The organism is Mucilaginibacter gracilis (assembly GCF_003633615.1).
GTDB lineage: Bacteria > Bacteroidota > Bacteroidia > Sphingobacteriales > Sphingobacteriaceae > Mucilaginibacter > Mucilaginibacter gracilis.
The window spans coordinates 99,827-122,684 of the sequence record NZ_RBKU01000001.1; the positions used below are offsets into that span (position 1 = coordinate 99,827).

Here is a 22,858-nt window from a genome sequence, read left to right on the forward strand (position 1 = left end):
TAAAAACTATTCTTTATCGTAGACAACCTTTATGTAATATTCAAAGCCGGTATTGTCTTTCACGGTCCGTTTGACAATCAGTACTTTTCCGCTCGCATCAAGGCTGTACCGTTCGTTACCCCGGAATTGTTCTTTGGTAGGATCACCTATTAAGGAAGCCGTCATATTTACGTTAAGCGTTTTGCCGTCCTCAGTGGGCTTAACGGATAATTTTCGCGTTCTACCATTGGCGTCGATGTATTGAAAAACATCCCCATTTAAAGGTAAACGCTCGTTTACAATGGTATCTGTATTTGCGTCTACAACATCTGTTTTGGCAAAAGTGATCAGATCTGCTTTTTGATCTATTTTCAAGGCCTTGTAGGCGGTGTAGGTGGGCGCATCGCCAAAATAACTTTGTTCATAATTAACCTTCCAGTTACCGGAAAGATCGACTTTTATATCCTGCGCTACTGCGTTTATCGATATCAACAGCAAAAACGAACTTAATAGGGCACAAAGGCCCGTCAATTTATTTTTCATCAAATTTTCTTTTTATAATTATTTATAGGTAGCTGCCAACTTAAGCGCATTATAAGCGTTGACTACACCGCCTGACACACATTTGTCTTTAAGTACGTCCCTCTTTACGACACTTTTCATAATGATATCTTTCACCTGTACTGCTGTTAATTTTGGATAATATTCGCGGATCAGTGCGGCAATCCCTGCGACGATAGGTGCGGCCATACTTGTGCCGCTAAATGTTTTATATTCATTACCGGGATATGTTGAATAAATATCCACGCCGGGTGCGAAGACGTCTACAGTTTTTTGCCCGTAATTTGAAAAGTCAACCGCGAGCGTTTGATCATCTTTTGGCCCCGACGCGCCTACTACAATGAAAGCGTCAGCTTTGTCTTTACCATCGTCATAGGTTGCGGTGGGATACACGACGCTATTGTCTAAATTGCTTGAGGTGTTACCTGCTGCGTGAATAAACAATACATCTTTTGACATAGCGTATTTTATGGCGTCATCAACAGCCGTTTTATCCCAGGTGTAAGGTTTACCAAAACTCATGTTGATTACCTTTGCACCGTGGTCTACGGCATAACGGATACCGTTGGCAATTGCTTTATCCCTGATCTCTCTTAAGTTCCCGTTGGTTTTAACCATCATGATCTGCACATGATCGGCGATGCCGTTCAGGCCAATACCATTCCCACGTACTGCACCTATGATCCCAGCGACATGCGTACCATGCCCGGGGTCAGTGCTGGGCCATGGCAGTATTTTATCTGGATAAACATCGGCATTGCCACTCGCTGTGTCTGCTTCATTGTTCGCGGCATTTAATCCGTGGGCCAAATGATAGTTTACCAGGCTGATAAGTTTCGCATTTTCGGGATTATTTTCCTTTTCAAGGACTGATACCTGATCTTTTAAATTGTTAATTTTTTCGTTCAGTTCTAATTTTAGCTTTTTACTTTGCCTGTAAGCCTGATAGCCTTTACGGTATTCTTGCGGGACCGTACCTAAAGATAAACTGTCATAAAACGCACTGTCCTTTTGGATTGTTAAGTTTACTAAATCTTCCCGACCTGTTTCGTTCCCTATGTAGTTCCAGCCATGGTGCCCGGTTTTCGGATCAGACCATAAAACCGCTTTTAGGTCCTCATGCAAGGTGTCCAGACCCGCATCAAGTATACCGACGATGACGGTTTTTGCTTTTTTGTTTTTTAAGAGGTCTGAATATGCTTTATTTGCGCTGACACCAAACACACCATCTTTTTCCAGATCTTTTGCCTGCCAATTTATTCCCTGGGCAAAACTTTGCTTAGCAATGCTAACCAGCATCACCGCAAATACTAAAATAACTTTCATATTATTAATTGATATAAGGGCTGACCAGTTGATACCTTGATTACTGAAACAGCATTAACTAGCTCAGGTCAGCCCTTTCGATAGAAAAAATGGTTATTTTTTATCTAAGTATTTCCATAAATACCATTCCAGTTCCAAACCGTAGACGTCCCAGGCAACAATTTTCCCAGTGGCATCAACCAATACATTGGTGGTGTTTGGCGCTTTTGGATTTCTATACTCAAAGTATTGTTTTCCAACTATTCCTTCGTCGCCTTTTAGATCCGAAACAGTGGGCCAAGGATATTCTTCGGCCATTACCCGGGCTTTGTATTCAACCATATTCTTATCCGATGAAACGCCTATCACAGAAAGTCCTTTGGCATTGTATTTCTTGTATATGAGTCGTAACTCTTGCTGATATTGTTCCCGATCGACGGAATTCGATGCCCAGAAATGGATCAGCGTCAGTTTGCTTTTTGAAGAAACTGCTTTTGAGGACACCATTTTTCCATCCAGCGTTGGTAGGTTGAAATCGGGAAAAGGTTGGCTTACACTTAAAGGGACGCGTTCTTTGATTTTCTGTCCATAAAAGCTGTTTTTTTCTTTTTCTGAAAGGTTGTTGTAATTTTCCGCTAAATAAGGCAAATGATACTCGAAAGTATAGGTGCTGTACAAATTTTTAGCTTGAGCAAAGTCCTGATCGTTGAGGACAACTGCATTATACAGATAATGAATTTTTTGCTTTTCTGCTAACAACTCTCCAACAACGTCCGGATTAAAACCAACAGAATCTTTCAGTTTATTCAACGCATTGTCTATAGATTTGATATTCTGCACGTATGTTGTAAATGCTGGCCGCAAATACCGATATGCCTCATTGGATTGACTACCGCAAATTTGTATGTAGGCATCAATGTAATTATGTTCAATTAAATTGATATCACCGCTGATAAGTGTTATATTTTCATTGTTATCAAGTAATAACCTGACAACTTTTTTATCAAGACCTTCTGTATGCTTGTCAAAAAGTATTTCAACATATCGCGGGCCGTCAGGAATGATTCCAATAAGTTTAAATGTGCCATTTTTGACAAAAGCAGAATCTAAAACGGGTGTATATTTCCCATGATAAAAAGGACGAAGTGTAACTTTTTCACCTTCTTTTAGACCTTGCAAATGCCCCTCGATTGTAAAGCCTGCTTTTTCTTGTGCAGCAGAAAACAAAGGCAACAGCAGTATGATAAGTGCATAAATTATGCTGTATTTTTTCATGATTTTTAGTTTAGATTGATTAATAGCCGCTGCTTTGGGTCAGGTTATTATTTAATATGAGTTCGTTAGCCGGTATGGGATACAGTGCCTGGTAAGATTTCCAGGTTGGCTTGGTCGCTGACAATATAGCATCTACGGTTTTGGTCCGTTTGAGATCGAGCCAGCGGTGCCCCCATTCACAAACAAGTTCTACCCTTCTTTCCTGTAAGACTGCATTGATCGCAGCGGATTGTGTCAATGTATTACTTAAAGCAGCTAAGCCGGCTCGGTTTCTCAGCGCGTTCAGATCGCTGATCCCGTCAGCAATTTTATTTTGCCTGATCCTGGCCTCCCCACGAATCAGGTATTGTTCCCCCAGGCGTAGTACCATATAATCTTCCGGGGTGCCGGTTGCCGGCCCTTGCTGAATCTTGTATTTATAGGGGTAGTAGAAATCCGTCCCCGATATATTCAGTACCTGAAGCCAGGCGCTTTTGCGCTGGTCATTGGGTTCAAAAGCAACGATCAATTGCGGTGTCAGGTAATAAACGGGTGGATTGGTAGGATCAGTAGGAATGAAGGAATTGCCTTCCGGCGTACAATAGGGATAGTAATTGTCGTTGACCTGCAATTGCCAGATGGCCTCTTTGCTGCCCCTTAAAAATACGCTATTAAGGTCGCCCGGTAGGCTATAAGCACTATTTCCGATCACTTTGGAGGCTTCTATTTCAGCGTTGGGATAATCCCCCGTATATAAATAAACGCGGGCAAGTAGAGCGCTTGCGCATAAAGCGTTGGGCCTTATGCGTTTGCCTCCCGAAACGGAATAATCGATTGGAAGTAGACTTTCCGCATCTTTCAAATCGGTGATGATCTGCTGATAAACAAGCGCAGATGTGGTCCTTTTGAGGTTTGCGGTTTGCTGCCAGGCGGTCGTGGTCACTAAAGGGATGTCTCCGAATAAATTGACCAGGTAAAAATTCACAAAGGCCCTGACGAATTTTGCTTCCCCTATTAATTGATTTTTTACAGCCGGTGTAAGTGCTGTTGATGCGGTCACACCTTCAATGATGGCATTGGCTTTATAAATATCACTATACGCAGGTGCCCACAAGTTACCATCGATTAATGGATTATCTGGTAATAATTGGTTATTTACAAAATCATCATATCCCTGACCGGGCGCAATTAACTCGTCTGCGGAAAGACCGGCTAAAAGTGTAATTTCCCCGCTAGCATACGTTGCGATGCCGGCGTTACGACTAGTATTTATCATATGATCATAAATACCTGCTAAAACAGACGTCGCGTTTGCTTCGGTGCTAAATGTTTCAGCAGTTGTGATAGAATTGACCGGCGCTGGAATGCTGACCAGCTTTTTACAAGCGGAGAAGCCAAGTGTTAAAACGATCAGGCCCAGCCAAAAATGAACGTTCGAATATTTTAAGATTATTTTCATGATGAATAAATTAAAGATTTAACGAAAGCCCCAGCACTATTATACGTGAAGGCGGCAAGCCGCCGAAATTTTGTACCTCAGGATCTATGCCCTTGAACCTTGTAATCGTAAAAAGATTGTTCGTATTAAGAAATACCGAACATCCCTCCAAGCCCAATTTTTTTGCATAAACCGAGGGAACACTATAATTCAGCGACAAGTTTGACAGCCGGATAAAAGAAGCATCGGTAAACCCGGCATCGGAACCCGAGAAATAACCATAACCTCGATCCGATCCTGGAATTGTCGTAAATTTAGCTGTGGTAGCAATATCACCGGGCTTTTGCCATTCGGTACCGATGACGCTGGCTGGCTGATTGGCGAGTTTTCCTGGAATGTTCTGATTGGTCACGTTTCTGCCTATCTGCTTTTTGATGTTAAAACTAAAGCTCAGCTGCAATGCTTTGTAGCTGAAATTCATCCCCCCGCCGCCAATAAACTTGGGGCTCAGGTCATAGACATAACGGTCATCTGTTGCAGGTTCAGAGGGGACATTACTGATTTTTCCATCGTGGTTCTTATCCTCAAATGTGTAATAGCCTGTTTGCGGATCAACCCCGGTATAGTGCAACAGTTTAACGATGTTTAAAGGCTGCCCGATGACAAACCTATTCGCGTAAGGTGATAAAGAGAGGTTAGGATAAGCCAATAACTTATTCCGGTTAAATGACGTGTTAAAGTTCATCGACCAGTCAAAGTCTTTGGTCTTGATTATTTTTGCACTGAAAACAAATTCTAAACCCTTATTTTGCACCAGGGCCGGGGAATTGGCTGTTACCGTTGAAAATCCAGTATATTCCGGAATCGGAAAGTCTATTAATTGATTGCCCACGCGATCCCTGTAATAAGCAGCTGAAAGCAAAAACCGATCATTCAAGAATCCTAAATCAATTGCCGCTTCCAGTTTTTTATTGGCCTGCCATTGGAAGTTAGGATTGGCATGCTGTAGCGGTACCAGCGGCTGAATATTATTATAGGTATAAGTATTTTCTGATGACCAACGCGACAGGTACTGGTAATCGCCCACTCCGTCGCTGCCGGTTATGCCATAACTGCTTCTTATTTTTCCAAAGCTTAAAAAAGGTAAGTTTTCTTTAAAAAAGCTTTCCTGGGTGAATATCCAGGCCGCGCCGATGGCCCCAAAGTTGCCAAATTGCTTGCCAGCGCCAAATTTTGAAGATCCGTCTCTGCGCCCTGAAATATTAAGCAAGTATTTATCGTCCCAGTTATAGTTTATCCTCCCAAAAATTGCCGCGTAGCGGTATTGGGCGAAATTGTCAGACGCTAATTGGGTCGGAGCATTGGATATCGTGCCTAGTAAGGCATCATTCGTGTAGCCCGTGCCCTGGACGTATAGGCCGTCTGTAGTTGTGGTTTGATAGGACGCGCCGAGCAATAAACTTAATTTCCCCTTTGAAATCTGTGTAGTATAAGACAATTGCGGCTCGATAATTAAATTCTTATTGCTGTTATTCCCAAATTGAGCCGTGCCGGTAGGATTATTGATGGGGTCTTGGGAAATGATAGGAAATAGTTGTTCCTGGTTGGCCTGGGCTATATTGTAACCAATGCTTGTACTTGCGCTGAACCCTTTAAAAGGCTTGTAACCTAATACAAGATTCGTGTTCAGTAAATTGGTTTTAGCGTCATAAGGCTGCTTTAAAACGCCAAACGGAAATTGATTACGTCCGGCACCCCAGCCTGCAAAATTTAAATTGCCATTTGCGTCATATATTGCCGGGGCATTAGGCGGCATTGTAAAATTTCCGGGTAAACTGACCATATCGGACTGCGTGAAGGAAAAAGCTGTACTTAATGCGATCGTAAATTTTTGGTCAGTCGAGCTATGATTGATATTGGCAGAAAGGGTTCCCCTTTGATCGGCGCCGCTGGCGGTCAAGATACTGGTGCTATGGTTGTAAGCCAAGCCGATCCTGAAGGTCGTATTGGCGCTGCCGCCTGAAATACCCAGACTGGCATCGGTTGTTTTGCCAGTACCCCCATATAATTCTTTCTGCCAGTCCGTATATCGGTTTGGGTCCCATTGAACCAAATCATAAGCGCTGCGCAAATAACGTGACTGCGTGTAATCTATCCCGTCATTTTTAAAGGCTTCTTTCCTGACCGCTAAATATTGCTGCGTGTTCATCAGTTGGTAAAAGCGGGTCTGCCTGCTTATGCCCTGGTCAACATGCGCGTCAACTTTCGTTTTTCCGGCCTTGCCTTTTTTTGTCGTCACCAAGATAACGCCATTGGCACCCCGGGAGCCATAAATGGCCAGTGCATCCGCGTCTTTAAGTACCTCGATGCTTTCAATGTCACCGGGATTGACGTTAAAAAAAGGACTTTGTCCGCCTGCCGGGCCTCTAATATTTCCGTTTTGCAAAAATCCAGCTGAACCTGAATTATAATTTGAAGCTCCTCCAACTTCTAATACGGTCAGGGGAACACCGTCAATGATATATAAAGGGTCTGAGGTTATCTGATCATTGAGCGAATTCCTGCCCCGTAATTCCACTTTAACAGGCGCACTGGCGTAACCGCTGGTTTGCGTGACGTCAAGTCCTGCCACTTTTCCCTGTAAGGCCAGCAGGGGATTCATTACGGGCTGCCGGGCGATCTCTTCGGCAGTAACTTTGGCGATATTGCCGGTTGTTAGACGCTGCGTGGTTACACCATAAGCTTGAATAACTACCTGGTCCAATTTATTTGTAGCGGGAACGAGGCGTACAAAATACCCATCGTCATCGGTTATGTTTATTTCCCTAGTCTGATAACCTATGTAACTTACCACAATAATATCTCCGGTATTGATCTTATCTAATTTGAAACTCCCTCTTGGATTGGTCGTCGTAAATATTTCTTTACCTTTTACCCGGATGGTAGCACCCCCCAATGCAACATTCAGGGTATCGCGGACATCACCGGAAATGGTTCTTTCTTTTATTTTATCGATTACTTTTTGGAGGAGAGAGGGTTGCTCTTTGGGTTGTATGGCCACATTTTTTTTGACGATTTTAAAAGTCAGTGGCAGGTTTTTGAAACATTCTTCAAGGGCAGTATTAAGGGAAACGTTGTTGAGTTTTACGGTGACGGTTTTGTCTGCTAAAAGGTCGCCGTCGTAGACGAAGACGTAGCCGCTCTGTTGCTTGATGGTTTCAAGTACAGTTTCCAAAGGGGCGTTTTTGACGTTGATCGATATTTGGCTAAACGTTTTGGCGCTTACCTGCATCAAACAGACGATCAATAAGAGGGTGGTTAATTTCATAACCAGGAGGATTTTTTTAGGTGGCAGCCATACTTTGGGCATAGCTGTAGCAAAAAAGTTAATTTTCATGTACTTTTGTCATGTTGGGGTTAATTGCAATAAAATAGTTCTTACCGATTTTTTTATTCATCCCGATCCATCGGGACAAATGGGTTAACCCGGACATTTCCCGCAGCAAGGCCTGAGAACATTGCTGCGGTTTTTTTATGCCTGTTAACCGGTGTTTTCCTTTTACTTTTCCTCTTGTAAAGATTTGTTCATGCCTGATGTGTTTAAAGGGTTGATCAATTAGTTTATTCAGGTAATATAATAATGGTCTTTTTTTCGATCCGGAATTTAACGTTCGCGTATTGCAAAAGCTGCAGCACTTCGGACGCGTTGACGGAACGGTAGATTTCGCCGGACAATGTTTTCTTTGGCAGTGCGCCTTCGTAACGGATATCTACGTCGTACCAGCGGGCGATCTGCCGCATGACGGTTTTGATGTCGGTCCTGTTAAATTTGAACAGACCGTTTTTCCAGGCGGTCGCTTCGGCGGTATTAGCCGGGTTGACTTTTATATCATCAGTTCCGGCTTTTCGAATGGCTGCCTGACCCGGTTTCAAGATAGCGCTATGTTCTGAATTACCGATCCTTATGCTGCCTTCGATCAGCGTGGTTTTTTGAACAGGCTCGTCATCGTAGGCATTGATATTGAACTCGGTACCAATATCTTCGATGGTCTGGCCCTGGTAGTTGACCTTGAAGAGTTGCTTTTCATTATGGGCGACTTCAAAATAAGCTTCACCTGTTATATTGACTATCCTTTCTCTGCCCGGAAAAGCTGTTGGAAAAGTGATGGAAGATTCGGCATTCAGCCAGACCTTGGTTCCGTCAGCCAAAACCAGCGGATAGGGCGATTGTTCGCCTTTTGCTGTAGCCAGCGTGTTATAGGATACGGTCTGCCCTGTGCTCGTTTGTTGATCTGCTGTATAGGTGATGTTATTGCTGTCGTTCACCCGTATAGCAGTATTACCTTGCTGGGCAAGTTGGCCGGTCAAGCCCTTGGTCAGGATGATCTTTTGCCCGTTCGCGAGTGTCAGTGTCGCTTTATTGCTGCCGGGAGCAAAGTCTTTAGGCTGATGGACGACGGTATTTTGCGGTTCGGTTTTGTGTAAAATAAAATAGGTACCAGCGGACAAAGCGATAATAACGGAAGCCGCCGCAACAATCCGCCGCCATAGCACCGGCTTTTTTTGCTGCGTTATTTTCTCTTTGATTTTATCCAGCGATCGCTCCGCTGTTTCGGGTCTCCATTCCTGAAGCACACCCGAGCGGAAATCGGCATCTGTTAGTTCGTCATAAAGCCCCTGGTTGTCGCTATCCTCCGAGAGCCAGTTCTCAAGCTCCATTTGCTCTTGTGTCGTGAGGCTGCCATTCAACTGACCCGCTATCAGGAAAATAATGCGTTGAATTTCTTCAGGGTTACCGTTTGCCATTTTAGCCTGTTTGTCGACAACACGATCTTCGGCTCAAAAAGTACCTATTGAAATACAGGTATTTTTAAATTATTTTATAAATAACTTACTTCCAGGTAATTAAAAGCAGTAGCATCGTAAATGCGCTGCCGGAAAGCTTATCCTTCAGGAGGCTTAGTCCCCGCCCTTTATAGTTTTTGACCGTCTGTTCAGACAAACCCAGTTCCTTGGCAATCTCAGAATTGTTCAGACCTTCCAGGTAGCCCATCCGGATCACTTTACTGCATTGGCTCGGTAAATCGTTTACGGCGCGGTAAATTTCTGCCATTACTTCGGCTTTGATCAGCAGGCTCAGGTGATTTTCGGTAGCTGAACTTTGCGCTTCAAGTATGGTGGTGTCGATATGGTTTTTGTTTTTAGGCGATCTCAAAAAATCCAGGCAGGCATTGCGCACGGACTGGTATAAGGAAGCCTGCATATGCGCCGTATCTTTGAACACCTGCTTTCTGTTCCAGAATTTGAGGAAAAGGTTCTCAATAATATCTTCCGCTTCGTTCCGACCGACAAATTTTGACGCGTAAAAACAAAGCGGGTGATAATAACTCTTATAAGTCTGATCAAATACAACCATATCGCTCAAATAAATGGGCGAATCAATAGTGCTATGGTTATAATTTGACGTCATTTAATTTACTGTCGCTTAAACTTAACGCTTTTTTGGAACAAATTTGTACAATAATCGGGTAAATACCTATTTATAACTGTATTATCATTTTGTTAACTGGCAAAAACCAGTACTTCCAATAAATAAGTCAATGCTGGATTATTATTATTTTTCCAAGACACGTTTAGTCCCTTATGATGCGGGGTACTTTAATACGACAAATTCAATTTACATATTGCGGGTATTTGACGATCTGATTTTTGTCACATCGTCAACCCTTCAACCGGCGGCAACTTTTCATTCGGCTTATTGACCTCCGCTACTTGCTTTTCAGCTTCCTCTTTTACTTTTTCTTCCTGTTGCTTTTGCTTCTCCATTTCCAAAGCTATTTTCTCTCTTTCCAAAAGTGGCTCCAGTTCCGTTTCCACCAATTCCCTGATCTCCTCCTTGATGCGCTCATAATTCTCCAGGATCATTTCCTCCGTTACCACCCTTGCCTGTGGAATAAGTTCATAGGCATCCGTTTCTTCTTTGATCGCATCGTGTTCGTTCTGGATCTCACTATGGAAAAGCTTCAGGTCAATTTTATTATCCGGGTCATCTGCCACCATCCCCACAAACTCACCTGATGAAAGAGCCGAAATCCTTGACGCTGGTATCGCATGGTCCAGTTGCGTTGATTTGCTTACCGAAGTATCTGAACTATTAATAGATAAACTTGTCCTGTCCTGCACGATCTTGCCAAAACGTTCCGAAAGCTGCTTGGCCGTATCACCTGTGACCTGGCCACAAATAATATTGCCTATAATATTCGGTATGACATCCGCCTGTTCCTTGCCGTAATCCTTTCGCAGCTGGCTGAAATCCTGTACGGCCAATGTAGTGGCTACCTTATTGCTACGAGCGGTTGCGATCAGGCTATCCATATTATTAATAAAAATGGTTGGGAACTCGTCAAATAGTAAACTGCTTTTAAGTTGTCCTTTGCGGTTAACCAGTTTGATCATCCGGGAAACAAATAAAGAGAGCACGGCGCCATAAACCTGTTGTTTCTGCGGGTTGTTACCGATGCAAACGATCTTGGGTTCCTGCGGGTTATTGATATCCAGCGTAAAATCATTACCGCTCAACACATAGTATAATTTAGGCGAAGACAAACGTGCCAAACTGATCTTGGCGCTGGCGATCTGGCCTTCCAACTGGTTCATGGCTTTGTTCCGGTAAGCCGATACAAAGGGGTCAACCAATACCGCTATTTCCGGTTCTTCCATCAGGATCGGGAACAATTTATCATACTCCGTTCGCATCAATTCGATCACATGCGGCAGGGTACAGTATTTACCGTTTTGATATTTACGCAAATACCAGATGATTGCGGTTAAGAAGTTGATTGGGCTCTCCACAAAGAAATCACCCTGTTTACGTATCCACTCCCGGTTGAGCCCTAACAGTATTGTTCTTGATGATTCCGAAGCATCGGTAATGTCTTCCATGCTTTCCGGGTGAAGCGGGTTGCACTGGTGCTGGATGTTGTCAAAATCGATTACCCAAAAGCCTGGTTTGACTTTATAGTTGTGTTTGTATTTTAACAATGCGTTGTAAACGATCACCGAAAGATCGGGGTATTTGAAATCGTACAGGAACATAGCAAAGCCTTTTTTGATATGTTGCTCAATGACATGCCGTATCACAAAGTAGGATTTACCGGCACCTGGGGTACCAGCCACCAATAATCCGCGAAACGGATTAATATTATTGATCCAGCTTTTTCGGCTTTTTCCTTTATAACGATAAACGGCGGGCAGGTTAATGGAATATTCATTTTCCAGCAGCCGTTCTTCTTGCGGGAAGGTTTCGTTCTCCCTATTGAAAATATCTTTGTTTAGGTTGGCTTTTAATAAACGCGACAACCGTCCGCCGCCGGTCAGGATGAGCAGGTAACCCAAGCCAGTGACCGCCATATAGGTTGCCGCGATAAAAGTGTGGCCCGCCCGTAAGTATAGGAACATGATCCCGCCGAGGTAAAATAACAATCCGGCGGCTATGTAAATCAGCAACATATCCAACCTGATTTTTTCATCCTTTTTACCTTTGGAACCAACCAGCGATACCGCCAGTAATAATAAGGCCGCCCATTTGGGTTTCCAGAGGCTGCCAAATAAGCTAGTGCGGGCGATATTGGCCATAAGATGATTTGTAATATTCGCTGTAAAATGCCAGCCTGCAAAGACCTGGTAACAGGCGATATAAAAATGCAGGCAAAGTATGGCGATACTGATGCCGCGTGTCAGGTCAATGATTTTTCGTAGTCCGTTGGTGTCTTCTCCGGTTTGCATAAGCCCCTCCAGCCTCATCCGGCCTTCGGCCACCTTCTCCAAAGGAGAAGGATGGTTAAGAACGGCAAGGCATATTTTTCTTGTGATTAAATATTTCTTTTATAAACTCATTTCCTGGTCGGTTTCCTGTCCTTTTCGTTTGCGTCGTTTCCGGCCTAACAGGTTGCTTACGGCATCGTCCCTGTTTGGCATCAAGAGGGCTTCCAATAAATCTTTGGCATTGATTGATGTAGATTGTTCTGGCTGTTGATTTATCGCTGGTGTTGGCGCAAATATTCGTTTCACTGTAGAAGTTTCGGCGGCTTTTTCGTTATGCAGGTTTTGCTTTTCTTCTGCCGTACCATTCTTAATGCCATTGGCATAACGAAAGCTTTCGCCCAGTCCCCGGTCAAAATCAAAGGTTTGATCAAAAATACGTTCCCCTGAAGCTTTAAAAGCCACCCGGTCGAACTGTCCGACCTTTTGAGAGTGTGCCTGGTTTCTGCCCCTTGATTTATTCTGTGGGCTTAATTTGATCTTGTTGGTTGCATCTTTACGGGAAACGATAATCTGAATATGTAGCTGGTCGCCTTCTTTTAGTGTCCCGGCTTCTTTTAGTCCTTGCCGTACTTCTTTGTCCTTGTAGGAGTAATAGCGGTAATGTTCCAGTTTGCCAAACCATACCAGGTGTTTACTGCTGTTGATCCCCGGCCTTTTGAAATTACGGGCATATTCATCCATCACTTTTTCAGCGTAGACTTTGAGTTGTGCTTCGCGATCAGTAATATCGTACTTCTCTGACAGATGCCGCAATTCCTTTTGGCTCGGGCTGATGTTAACCAGGAAGAACTTGGCGTCGGTCTTTAACAGTTGGGCAACGTTATTGTCGATCTTTGTGCGGACTTCATGCGGTTGGATATCTGTCCTGCCATTGCTGAACCAGCGTTCGGATTCTTTGTCCGGCTGTTGTTTTGCGGCCAGCCGGTTTTCCTTTTCCAAATAATGTACTAGTTCTCCGCTGCTGCCTTTATTGTTGCCCGTCTCGCTGGCTGTGATATTGATAAACATATAGCCCCCTAACCCCCTAAAGGGGGAATATTTTATAGTGATTTAATTTGTTCTTTTATTTTTCTTAATAGCTCCTCTTTACCAACCGTACCGGCTTTGGCATAGCTATCCAAAAGGAATACGAAACGTGATTTCAACTGCTCCTTACTTTGCTGACTGGCTGTTAATTGATTTTGCAATGCTGACAATTGCTGTTCGCTTTGCCTGTTATGTTCCAGGATTTGTTTATTGAAGCATTCGAGGATCTTCTTTTGGGAGCCGATCATACGGTCTATATCCTGCTTCATCGGCATGAGCAGCGTTTGTTCCTGCACTTTGATAAAACCGGTCAGGTTTTGATGGCCTTTAACGATGGTGTTCTTCAGCAGGTCATCATTAAAGTCCAGCGGATCTTTTCTGGAACGGTAGAAATACTCGGTCATTTGCTTAAATACCGTAAGCTTTGTCCGGCCCAGTTTTTCGGCAAGCTTGATCAGCTGCTGATCGGTTTCTACCGGGAAGCGGATGTTTTTAATATTGGTGTCTTCCATAGGCTATCGTGTACCGTGCCGTGTACTTTTTTTGCGGTTCTTTATACTATTGCAGTTATACAGTACACCCGGAGTGTACTGCAAACCCTGTTCGCCGGGCGTACAGGGCAAGAGTTGGACCGTCAGTCCAACTCCGGCTTGCTCCGTTTTTTCTTGCGAAAAACGGACGCTCCTTTAGGTTCTTTCGGGTTCTTCGATGATGGTAATTTTGTGCAGTACGGGTTTCTCTCTGCCGTTGAGTTCTACCTGTATGGACAGGGTGCTGCCGGGTGGAATTAAGGGCACATAGACGTTATGCAATTTGTAGTCTTCGTCCCTGTCACGAAATACGGTGAGGCGGATGGCCTGGCCGGTTTGGGTGACGGTGCAAAACAGGTCAACGCCTGCTATATTCTTCGCCCAGATCATGAAGTCGAGGCTGACGTGGTATTCGCCTGTCGGGACATCTTCTTTGTGATAGCTGTACAGGCGTGGCTCGTGGCCGTCCGCAATGGCGGTATTGAAACTTTTTACGTGGTGTAGTTTGGTGGTATTCATGGCTCTGTTGTTTGAGCCAAAGGTGAGGGGTGATTTTTAGGGGGATTGCAAAGGTGGTTGGGGTGGGGTGAGAAAAATAAAACCTACCCTGTTTATGTAAAAAACGCCTGCCTCTCTTTCGAGGGCAGACGCACTTACTATTAACTAACTATATAAACTAAAAAAGCAGCTTGTTTAATTTGCTATTTACCAGACTTCATTTTGTCTAATGTAGCTTTCAGTTCAGGGTTGCCGGAAATACTTACTGCGCGCTCTTCTAATTTGATAGCTTCCTCTTTTTTACCCGCTTTATACAGCAGGTTGGCCTGCGTGTCGAGCATGTTCGGGTCTTCTTTGTCTTTGGTGGATAGCTTGCTCCATTCGGCTGCGGCTAATAGCAATTCAGGTTCATTAACTTTTTCAAACGCTGTCCAGGCAAACTGATTGAGTTCTATCGGCTGTAAGTTTCGTCCATATTTACTGATATAATCTTTTCCAGCTAAAACATAGTTGTTCCATTCCTGCGCGTTCATGTAATAAAAGAATTTGGCGCGCAGGAAGATTTCCTCACCCGGAGGGCCGTAGGTTTTTACCTCGCCGCTGATGGCATTCCAATCAGGCTGTTGATTCGGGGTGCTCACAGCGGCCTGTATTTTGTCTGCAAAGATGATGTTCATCATCTTTGCCTGTGCCTGCCTGGTGCAAAGCATTTTATCAATGCTTTCGGCATTTTGCTGGATAATGGCAAAGCCTTTTTCAGTTGTATGATTGGTGACCTGCATGATATACTCCAAATCTTCTTTAGAATAGGGTTCTTTTAAAGTTGCGATATAATCATTCGATGCCATGGTCGCGCCGTCCTTGTCGCCTGCCTGACTAGCCATCATAGCCAGTTTTTTCAGGTAAGCCGGTTCGCGGTTACCTTTCAGGTATTCGTCCAATTGTAAGCTGTATTTTAGGTTCGGGTCGGTCAGGTCAGCGTCTTTTGCGGTTACGATAGGCACGTTTGTGTTTGCATCAGGATTAAGGATGCTGTGTATCTTTCGTAATTCTGCGAATGGCATTTTGATCACTTCCCGGTCGTAGGTCATGATACCGTTCTGTTCGCCCTCCACGTCAAATGGCTGGGTATAAATACTTCCTGATAAGCCTTGTTCTTCCAGCAATTTCAGGTGCTGGACCATGATACGGTATTTGCCTAATAAGCTGGCCGGTTTTTCCTGGATATAACCCCATGCAGAACTACTGTTCCACTGGTGGTCGGGTATGAATACGCCGATACCGCCAAATTCTCCTACGACCTGCGCTTTGCCATCCTGTTTGATCGGCATCATCGGATCGGGATAGGCATGTACATCGGTCATGTCTGCGCCGATGTATGCATTTGGGCTGGGTGATCTTAGCTGGCCATTCACATAAAGCAGTTCACCTGTATGGCCGTCAACTATTCGGCTGGGGTCAGCCACTTTCATTTCATTGGTCAGCCGTTCCTGGTCGTATTGTCCCCATTTCTCGTTGAACAATACCCAAGTGGTAATACAAGGATAGTTATGCAATTGCTCCATTTCCTCGTGCATGCCATTTTCAAACTCCTGTTTTGCTCCTTCCGGTAAACTTTGGTTGGGGTTAACCATATCCTGCCAGACCAGCATACCCAGCTTATCCGCCCAATAGTACCACCTTGCAGGTTCTACCTTGATATGTTTCCTTATGGTATTAAAGCCCATAGCTTTGATCGCCTGAATGTCGAATTTAAGTGATTCATCGGTAGGCGCGGTATACAAGCCATCCGGCCAAAAGCCCTGGTCAAGGGTGCCTAAGTTGAAATAGGGTTTGTTGTTTAGGCAAATTCGGTCTATGCCTTTTTCATCTTTTGCAATTGATATCTTCCTCATACCAAAATAACTTTTTACTTCATCGATTGTCTTACCGTTTTGTTTCAGCCTCACCACTAAATCATACAGGAAGGGGTCGCCGGGTGACCACAAATGTTCATTTGGAATGGCAATGTTTCCAGAATTATGATTGCTATGCCATACGGCAATTTGTTTCCCTTTTTCGAATACGATTGCCTCGATTTCCAATCCTTCCTCTTGCTGATTTTGATTAACGGTTATTGCAAGTTCTTTCTTATCGATATCCGGCGTAAGTTTCAGATCGGTAATGTAGGTTTCCGATACTTCTTCTATCCATACGGTTTGCCATATTCCAGAGGTCGGGGTGTAGTAGATGTTCTGCGGATTCAGTACTTGTTTGCCGTGAGGGCCTATGCCCTGGTCTGACGGGTCATAGACTTTTACCATTAGTTCATTGTTCCCGGTTTTTAATTTATCAGTGATGTCGAGCGTGAATGCAGTATAACCGCCCGTGTGCTGCCCTGCTTCCTTGCCATTCACAAATACCGTCGCTTGCCAGTCAACCGCGCCAAAATGCAACAAGGTTCTTCCTTTGTTTTTTGTTGTAAAGGTTCTTTTGTACCAGAGGTTTTCATCAGGTTGCAATGCTTTCTTAACGCCACTAAGCGCGCTTTCTATAGGGTAGGGCACCAATATCTCTCCTCGAAACCCCAAAGGCTTTTCCGCGTCCTTCATAGTTACCGCATAGTTCCATAGGCCGTTCAGGTTCGTCCAGTTGGAACGTACAAATTGCGGACGCGGATATTCCTTTAATGCATTTGTTGGTGAAACGTCTTTTGCCCAGCGGGTTTGAATGGAAATTGCCGGGGATATGTATTGTGCGTCGGCAATGGCAAAAACGGTCATGGCTACCGCTAGAAGCAGGATTTTTCTTGCGATCATTTTGGTTGATACGTTAAGTTTTTATATATTTTAATTTCCGGCGCCTGGCCAGGTATTTTCGCCTCTTTTCATTTTTGCCAGATTTTCCGCGAAATCGCTGTTGCCAGGTTCCTTCTTAACCACCTGGGTTTCCAGTGCTATCGCCTCGCTCAACCTGCCGGCCTTATAAAGCAAGTTGGCATAAGTGTCCAGGTTATTTGGAAATTTCCGTTCATCGGGAGCATATTTAAAAAGTTGGTCGTACCAGTAGAGCGCCCTGTTTAATTCACTTTTTTTAGTGCTCCCTTGAAATACCAACCAGCAGTCATTATTCAGGTCAAAGGCCACATTGCCCTTTTGGTACCTAACATTCCTGCCCGCGGTCAAATCGAGTTCTTTGATTTTGTATTTGGCAAATTGTGCCGCATTGCCTTTACTAAAGTACCAAGCTGCTTTCGCTTTCACCAGTACCCTGTCGGCATATCCCTTATCAAAGCGTTTTTTGACTTCCGTGTAAATTTTTTTCCAGTCTAAATCGGCAACTCCCCTGCGTTCAGCTTCAGCGATAAAAGGCCTGACCGTTTCCCTGATTATTAATGCATCCAGCGTAAACTGCGAAAATGACTCAACTGCCATTACCTGGTCGATTCTCTTGGTATTCTCATATAGTAGTTCAAAAGCCATACCGTGTGTACTTGTTATCGTACTGCTAATAAATTCAATATTGCTCCGGGTAAACACCTGGTCTGTTTGCATAGCGGCTATATATTTATCAACCTCTTTTTCAGCCAATTGCTCATTTTTCCCAACGCTCAAAATGAAGTAAATATCATCCGGCGTGGCCACAGCCGTCTCATCCAATTTAGCGAGATAGGCAGTTGATTTCTCCTTTAGCCAGGCCAGGTCGTCGCCTGCAATATTTTGCAAGAATTCTATATTCGATTTTGATATCAATTCCGAATCAGATAATTTCGATACTAAACTGTCGGCTATTTCTTTAGCCTGCACATTGTCACCAGCGTATTTCGCGCTAATTGCAAGGTTTCCTAACAAATTTTTAGTTATTAATCCCTGACGAAAGCCTTCAATTAAGTGAACATATTGTTTTTGCGGATCCAAAGCGTCCGCCACCAGGGCAATAAAGCCTGCCTGATCGTAACCTCCTGATGCCCGGTGCACCAGCACGCCCTCCGGCGTAAAAAACAAAAAAGTCGGAAAAGCATCCACATGGTAGGTTTTAAGGATAAGTGCTGCATCGTTATACCAAGCCTTAGTATGACCATCATCAATGGCCAGCCGGTCTTGCTGGACTTTGACCGCAATAAATTTAGAATTTATAGCGTTGCCTGCTTCTGCGGAAGAATAAACATTCTGGTCCATTTCCTTACAGGGCCCGCACCAGGTGGCAAAGCAATCGACAAAAATATACTTCTGTTCTGCTTTAGCCCTTTCTTTGAGCTCGTTCCAGGAACCGCTGTTATCGAAATTTATTCCCTGTGCGTTTAATTGCACCGAAATGCAAGTAAACAAGATCAATAGGATTGTTGTTCGTTTCATGGTAGTCCGTTTTAGTTTTTCGTTGTGTCGATTTCAAGTCCCGTTTCTGTGCCTTTTAACCGGGCCGGAACACCGCGCGACATCCAGACAGGTTCAGGATTATTTTTCAGGTAATGATTAAAAAATTGTTCCTGCCGGATAGTATAATCCATTCCCCCTCCCTGGTGCCCGCTGTTCTCATAATATAATAGCCAGGCCTTTTTACCAAGCCCCCGTAAGGCCGTGAACATTTCCAGGGACGATTGTGGCAGCACGGTATTATCCTCCTTTCCTGCTCTTAATAAAAGCGGTGTATGGATCCTGTCCGCATGGAAATAAGCAGAATTACGGAGATAGCCATCCAGGTTGTTCCAGAGCGTGCTCCCCATTCTTAACTGGTATTGTTGGGTCATGCTCCTTGTGTAGCTGCTTTGCCCGAACGCGCTGGTCAGGTTTAATGGGGCGGAGGAAAGCGATATTGCTTTGAATAGGTCAGTCACTGTTGCGATATACCCTCCCTCAAAGCCACCAAAACTATGCCCCTGCAATCCCAGGTGTTCCATATCTATAAATGGTCTTGACCGCAGGTAATCCACGGCGCTGGCTACTGATTCATAGGCGCTGTTGCCGGGTTCGCCTACTTTATAATAAATATCTGGCGTAAAGACGAGGTAACCATTGCTGACATAGTAAGGGATGTTCAGGTCGCCGCTGGATTGCTCAAAATCGTGCCATAAATTCAGTTCATTGGCGATCCGTTCATAGATATAAACGATCATCGGGTATTTCCTTGAAGGATCAAAGTTTTCGGGCTTGTACAAAATACCTTCGGTCAGGCGGCCGTTGTTTTGATTCCATTTGATCAATTCCGAACTCATCCAGTTATACCTTTTCTGGGGGGCATTGTCGCTGATTTGCCGGAACGATTTGAAATCATTGGTTCCGAAATAATTCGGGGCTTCCGCAACACTTGAACGGGTCACGATATACCTAGTAGAATTAGCGGCCTTAATTACCGGCCAATTATAGAAGACCTGCGAATTTGGGGAAAGTGGTTCGACATGGTAAAAGTGCGGGCTCATTATCAAATATTCCGGATCGGCGCCTCGTGCCGAAAGCCTGAAAAAGCCAGTGGATTTATCTTTGAGGCTAAAGGCGCTGAGTATAACCCGGTTGTTGCCCGTCCATGTATTCCAGGGTTCGGCCAGTATCCTGAATACGACCTGGTGTGATCTTCCATAACCCTTGGTGATATTCAACGGTTTTCTCACACCGGCAGGATCTACCTGCCAGATGTCATAGCGATCATAGATCAGCACGCTGTTCCCGTCGGCCGACCAGTTATAACTGTTGTTATAGTTCATGGGCGGCCTGGGATGGTCCCCTTCTTCATCGGCGAGCTTCTGCGGGACTTGCGATGAAATATTAACCAGTTTCCCTGAACTGATCGTATAGCTAAAATAGCCGCCGGAGTAACCATCATAATACAGGATATATTTTTCATCCGGCGAAATCGCTCCGTTAGCGAGGATCAACTCTTTTTTAACTACATCTTTTTTTCCGGTTCGGAGATCTACTACAGACAATGCGCAGCGATTGGCTTCCAGCCAGTCGGCGTCATTACTGAAATTTGTTCTTACCAGGACTTTGCTATTCACAGTGCCGGGTTCCGCACTTATGGTTTCCCCTGGTTTTGTCAATACTAACAGTATGCTGTCCTTTACGCTTACCACCGCGCTGATGTGCAGGGTCGTGTTGTTCATTTGCTCATTTTGCAATACCGAATCTTTATAGTTCCAGACGCTCAGCGCTTTGGTATTATAGTCGAAATTAGGATCAGCGGGCGCCGGAGGTGAAAACAACCCGATAAAGACGTATTCACCAGTCTTGTTGAACGAGGGCATAGCGCCGTCCAAATAGTAATTAGCTGGCATTAACGACTTAATAGCCAATTGCCTGGCAATATTGCCTGTATTTGGCTGATAGATCCAGAGTTCGCGCTGTTTTCCCTCCTGGTCCTTTCCCTGGCTAATAAAAGCAAATTTTCCACCGGTTCGGTCAAAACAAAAAGCTGATATACCGGGGCCCGTCCAAATAGAGGTCATTGCATAAGTCTCCAGGTCGAGCCATTGCAATACGGTCTGACTGGCTTTGGGTGCATCCGAAACTTGATTTAACACCATTGCTTTGCCGCCGTCGGCGAGATAAACATCGTTGACCTGGTGATAGTACCGGCTGGTGCCGTCTTTGAACCGCATTACCCTTAATGTTTTTGAAGTATCATTTAACCGGCAGGCCATCCCTTCCCCTGCGCCGCTGCCGAAATGTACGAAGTCGAGGATGCCGGCCAGGTATCGCTTTGTATTATTGCCAAGGTCCAAAATGCACAAACTGTCCCGGCCAATAGGGACTACCGCCATCTTGCTATCTGTTGTAAAAAATCCCCTGGATGCATCCGGGCAAGGGAAGGTTTGGCTACGGCGCTGTTTTAGATTTGCGATCAGCAAAGAGCTTCCGGTGTTTTTAATGCCCGCATACATTAGGTAATTCCCGTCGTTACTGATACGGCCGCCTTCAATACGTGTCCATTGGTCATACATTTTGTAATCCAGTGGCGGCTTGGCTGCCTGCTGGGCAGAGGCGGGCAAAGCGCATACCGCTATCATCAGTGTTATTAATCTAACAAGCATCGTTTAATTTTTTTAAGGTGAACTATTTAATAACCGGGATTTTGGATCAGCGCGGGGTTCAATTTGATATCCGAAAGGGGCAAAGGGTATAACTGGTCATGACTATCCCAGGTGCCTCCTTTTTCAGCGGTAACGCTAGGCAACACGGTGTTGGCCTGTTTAGTTCTCTTCAGGTCGAACCATCGGTGCCCCCATTCGGTAAATAACTCCACCCGCCTTTCCTTAAGGACCGCCGCAAGCAGATCAGCCGGTGCCGCAGCCGGTGTGGCTGCCAGCCCTGCCCGGGCCCGGATGGCGTTCAGATCGGCCGCGGCGCCCTCTGTGTTTCCCAATTCCGTACGGGCTTCGGCTCGGATCAGGTAAAGTTCGGCCAGCCGGAACACCATATAGTATTCAGCCGCCGGGGGCGCTGACAGCGCCTTGTATTTGATAGGGTAGTAATATAGCCGCCCGCCGGCCGTAACCGTATCTACCCAAGCCGCCCGGCGCTGATCACCCGACTCAAAGTCAGCTATCAAGCGTTCGTTAAGGGCAAACGGTTGCGCGTCGTCCGGCCCGTCGCTGGTTAACAACAAGCTCCTGGCGTCATTGGTGTTCCAGGCAGGGTCTACGGGCATAAGTTGCCAGATCGCTTCGTTGCTTTGACGTAGAAACACGTTTCCCAGGTCTTCCAGTTTATACTTCGGGTCCTGGATGACGGCGCCGGCTTCCTGCTCAGCCAGTGCATACTGGCCGGTAAAAAGGTAGGTCCTGGCCAGCAAAGCGGAGGCCGTAGCCCTGTTGGGCCTAACCCTTTCCGCGTCCGCTGAAGCATTTGAATTTCCATCCACATAACTATCCTGCAATAGCAATTTGGCGCTTATCAAATCCGATACGATCTGTTTATAAACCAGGTCCGAACTCGTCCTTGCCATCTTCGAATTCTGCAGGTAATCGCTGCTTAACACCAAAGGGACGTCCCCGTAAAGGTTGACTAAATAAAAATTCAGAAAGGCCCGCACAAACAGCGCCTCACCCTGTAACTGGGCTTTGACCGAAGGCGTTAAACCCTGGCTTTTCTTTAAACCTTCCAATACCGAATTTACCGCTTGGAGATAGGTAAAGGAATTTTCCCAGAACGCGTAGTAGTCCACGGCGGATAGCTGGTTGACATAGATCTTCTGGAACAGCACATCGGTCCCGAAATATTTCAGCTCATCGGCTGAAAGCCCGCAACGGATACCCATCTGGTTAATGCCGCCCCCTGTGTCATATTCAGAAAGCCGGATATATACGCCTTTGAGTACGGCTGTCGCGGTCGCGTCATTATTGTAAACATTTTGTCCGGTAACAGCGGTAACAGGCGGCGGGATTTCAACGAATTTTTTACACCCGGAAAAACAAAGGGTCAGCAAGCATACCCGGAACAGGAGGGCTTGTATAGGTTTGAATATTTTCATC

The 22,858-nt window shown here is 45.0% G+C and carries 15 protein-coding genes; all 15 read right to left on the reverse strand.

Annotation, left to right across the window (positions count from 1 at the left end):
* Nucleotides 1-6: 6 nt before the first annotated feature.
* Nucleotides 7-522 (reverse strand): hypothetical protein, encoded by a 516-nt coding sequence (locus tag BDD43_RS00380; protein WP_121195607.1) that lies wholly within the window; start codon nucleotides 520-522, stop codon nucleotides 7-9.
* Nucleotides 523-540: 18 nt separating this feature from the next.
* Nucleotides 541-1,866, reverse strand: coding sequence for a S8 family serine peptidase (locus BDD43_RS00385; protein ID WP_121195608.1), 1,326 nt, complete (start codon nucleotides 1,864-1,866; stop codon nucleotides 541-543).
* 93 nt (nucleotides 1,867-1,959) lie between these two features.
* On the reverse strand, nucleotides 1,960-3,120 hold the full coding sequence (locus BDD43_RS00390; RefSeq protein WP_121195610.1) for a redoxin domain-containing protein: 1,161 nt from the start codon (nucleotides 3,118-3,120) through the stop codon (nucleotides 1,960-1,962).
* 19 nt (nucleotides 3,121-3,139) lie between these two features.
* Nucleotides 3,140-4,558 (reverse strand): RagB/SusD family nutrient uptake outer membrane protein, encoded by a 1,419-nt coding sequence (locus BDD43_RS00395; RefSeq protein ID WP_121195612.1) that lies wholly within the window; start codon nucleotides 4,556-4,558, stop codon nucleotides 3,140-3,142.
* 10 nt (nucleotides 4,559-4,568) lie between these two features.
* A complete protein-coding gene (locus BDD43_RS00400; RefSeq protein ID WP_162846942.1) occupies nucleotides 4,569-7,865 on the reverse strand; it encodes a SusC/RagA family TonB-linked outer membrane protein in 3,297 nt (1,098 codons plus the stop codon).
* Between the two features lie 293 nt (nucleotides 7,866-8,158).
* Nucleotides 8,159-9,343, reverse strand: a complete 1,185-nt coding sequence (locus tag BDD43_RS00405) for a FecR family protein (RefSeq protein WP_121195615.1) — start codon at nucleotides 9,341-9,343, stop codon at nucleotides 8,159-8,161.
* 85 nt (nucleotides 9,344-9,428) lie between these two features.
* The gene (locus tag BDD43_RS00410; RefSeq protein WP_121195617.1) at nucleotides 9,429-10,007 is read right to left on the reverse strand and encodes an RNA polymerase sigma-70 factor; all 579 of its coding nucleotides are present in this window, start codon (nucleotides 10,005-10,007) and stop codon (nucleotides 9,429-9,431) included.
* A 242-nt stretch (nucleotides 10,008-10,249) separates the two neighbouring features.
* Nucleotides 10,250-12,322 carry a conjugal transfer protein MobC gene (gene mobC / locus BDD43_RS00415; protein ID WP_121201826.1) on the reverse strand — a complete coding sequence of 691 codons (2,073 nt, stop codon included), beginning with the start codon at nucleotides 12,320-12,322 and terminating at the stop codon, nucleotides 10,250-10,252.
* Between the two features lie 99 nt (nucleotides 12,323-12,421).
* On the reverse strand, nucleotides 12,422-13,369 hold the full coding sequence (locus BDD43_RS00420; RefSeq protein WP_121195619.1) for a DUF5712 family protein: 948 nt from the start codon (nucleotides 13,367-13,369) through the stop codon (nucleotides 12,422-12,424).
* A 32-nt stretch (nucleotides 13,370-13,401) separates the two neighbouring features.
* On the reverse strand, nucleotides 13,402-13,899 hold the full coding sequence (locus tag BDD43_RS00425; RefSeq protein ID WP_121195620.1) for a BfmA/BtgA family mobilization protein: 498 nt from the start codon (nucleotides 13,897-13,899) through the stop codon (nucleotides 13,402-13,404).
* A 174-nt stretch (nucleotides 13,900-14,073) separates the two neighbouring features.
* A complete protein-coding gene (locus BDD43_RS00430) occupies nucleotides 14,074-14,436 on the reverse strand; it encodes a hypothetical protein (RefSeq protein ID WP_121195622.1) in 363 nt (120 codons plus the stop codon).
* A 182-nt stretch (nucleotides 14,437-14,618) separates the two neighbouring features.
* Nucleotides 14,619-17,213 carry a glycoside hydrolase family 2 protein gene (locus BDD43_RS00435; RefSeq protein ID WP_121195623.1) on the reverse strand — a complete coding sequence of 865 codons (2,595 nt, stop codon included), beginning with the start codon at nucleotides 17,211-17,213 and terminating at the stop codon, nucleotides 14,619-14,621.
* A gap of 30 nt (nucleotides 17,214-17,243) precedes the next feature.
* Nucleotides 17,244-18,749 (reverse strand): thioredoxin family protein, encoded by a 1,506-nt coding sequence (locus tag BDD43_RS00440; RefSeq protein ID WP_121195625.1) that lies wholly within the window; start codon nucleotides 18,747-18,749, stop codon nucleotides 17,244-17,246.
* A gap of 11 nt (nucleotides 18,750-18,760) precedes the next feature.
* Nucleotides 18,761-21,418, reverse strand: a complete 2,658-nt coding sequence (locus tag BDD43_RS00445) for a S9 family peptidase (protein ID WP_121195626.1) — start codon at nucleotides 21,416-21,418, stop codon at nucleotides 18,761-18,763.
* A gap of 26 nt (nucleotides 21,419-21,444) precedes the next feature.
* Nucleotides 21,445-22,857 carry a RagB/SusD family nutrient uptake outer membrane protein gene (locus BDD43_RS00450; RefSeq protein ID WP_121195628.1) on the reverse strand — a complete coding sequence of 471 codons (1,413 nt, stop codon included), beginning with the start codon at nucleotides 22,855-22,857 and terminating at the stop codon, nucleotides 21,445-21,447.
* Between the last annotated feature and the right edge of the window lies 1 nt (nucleotide 22,858).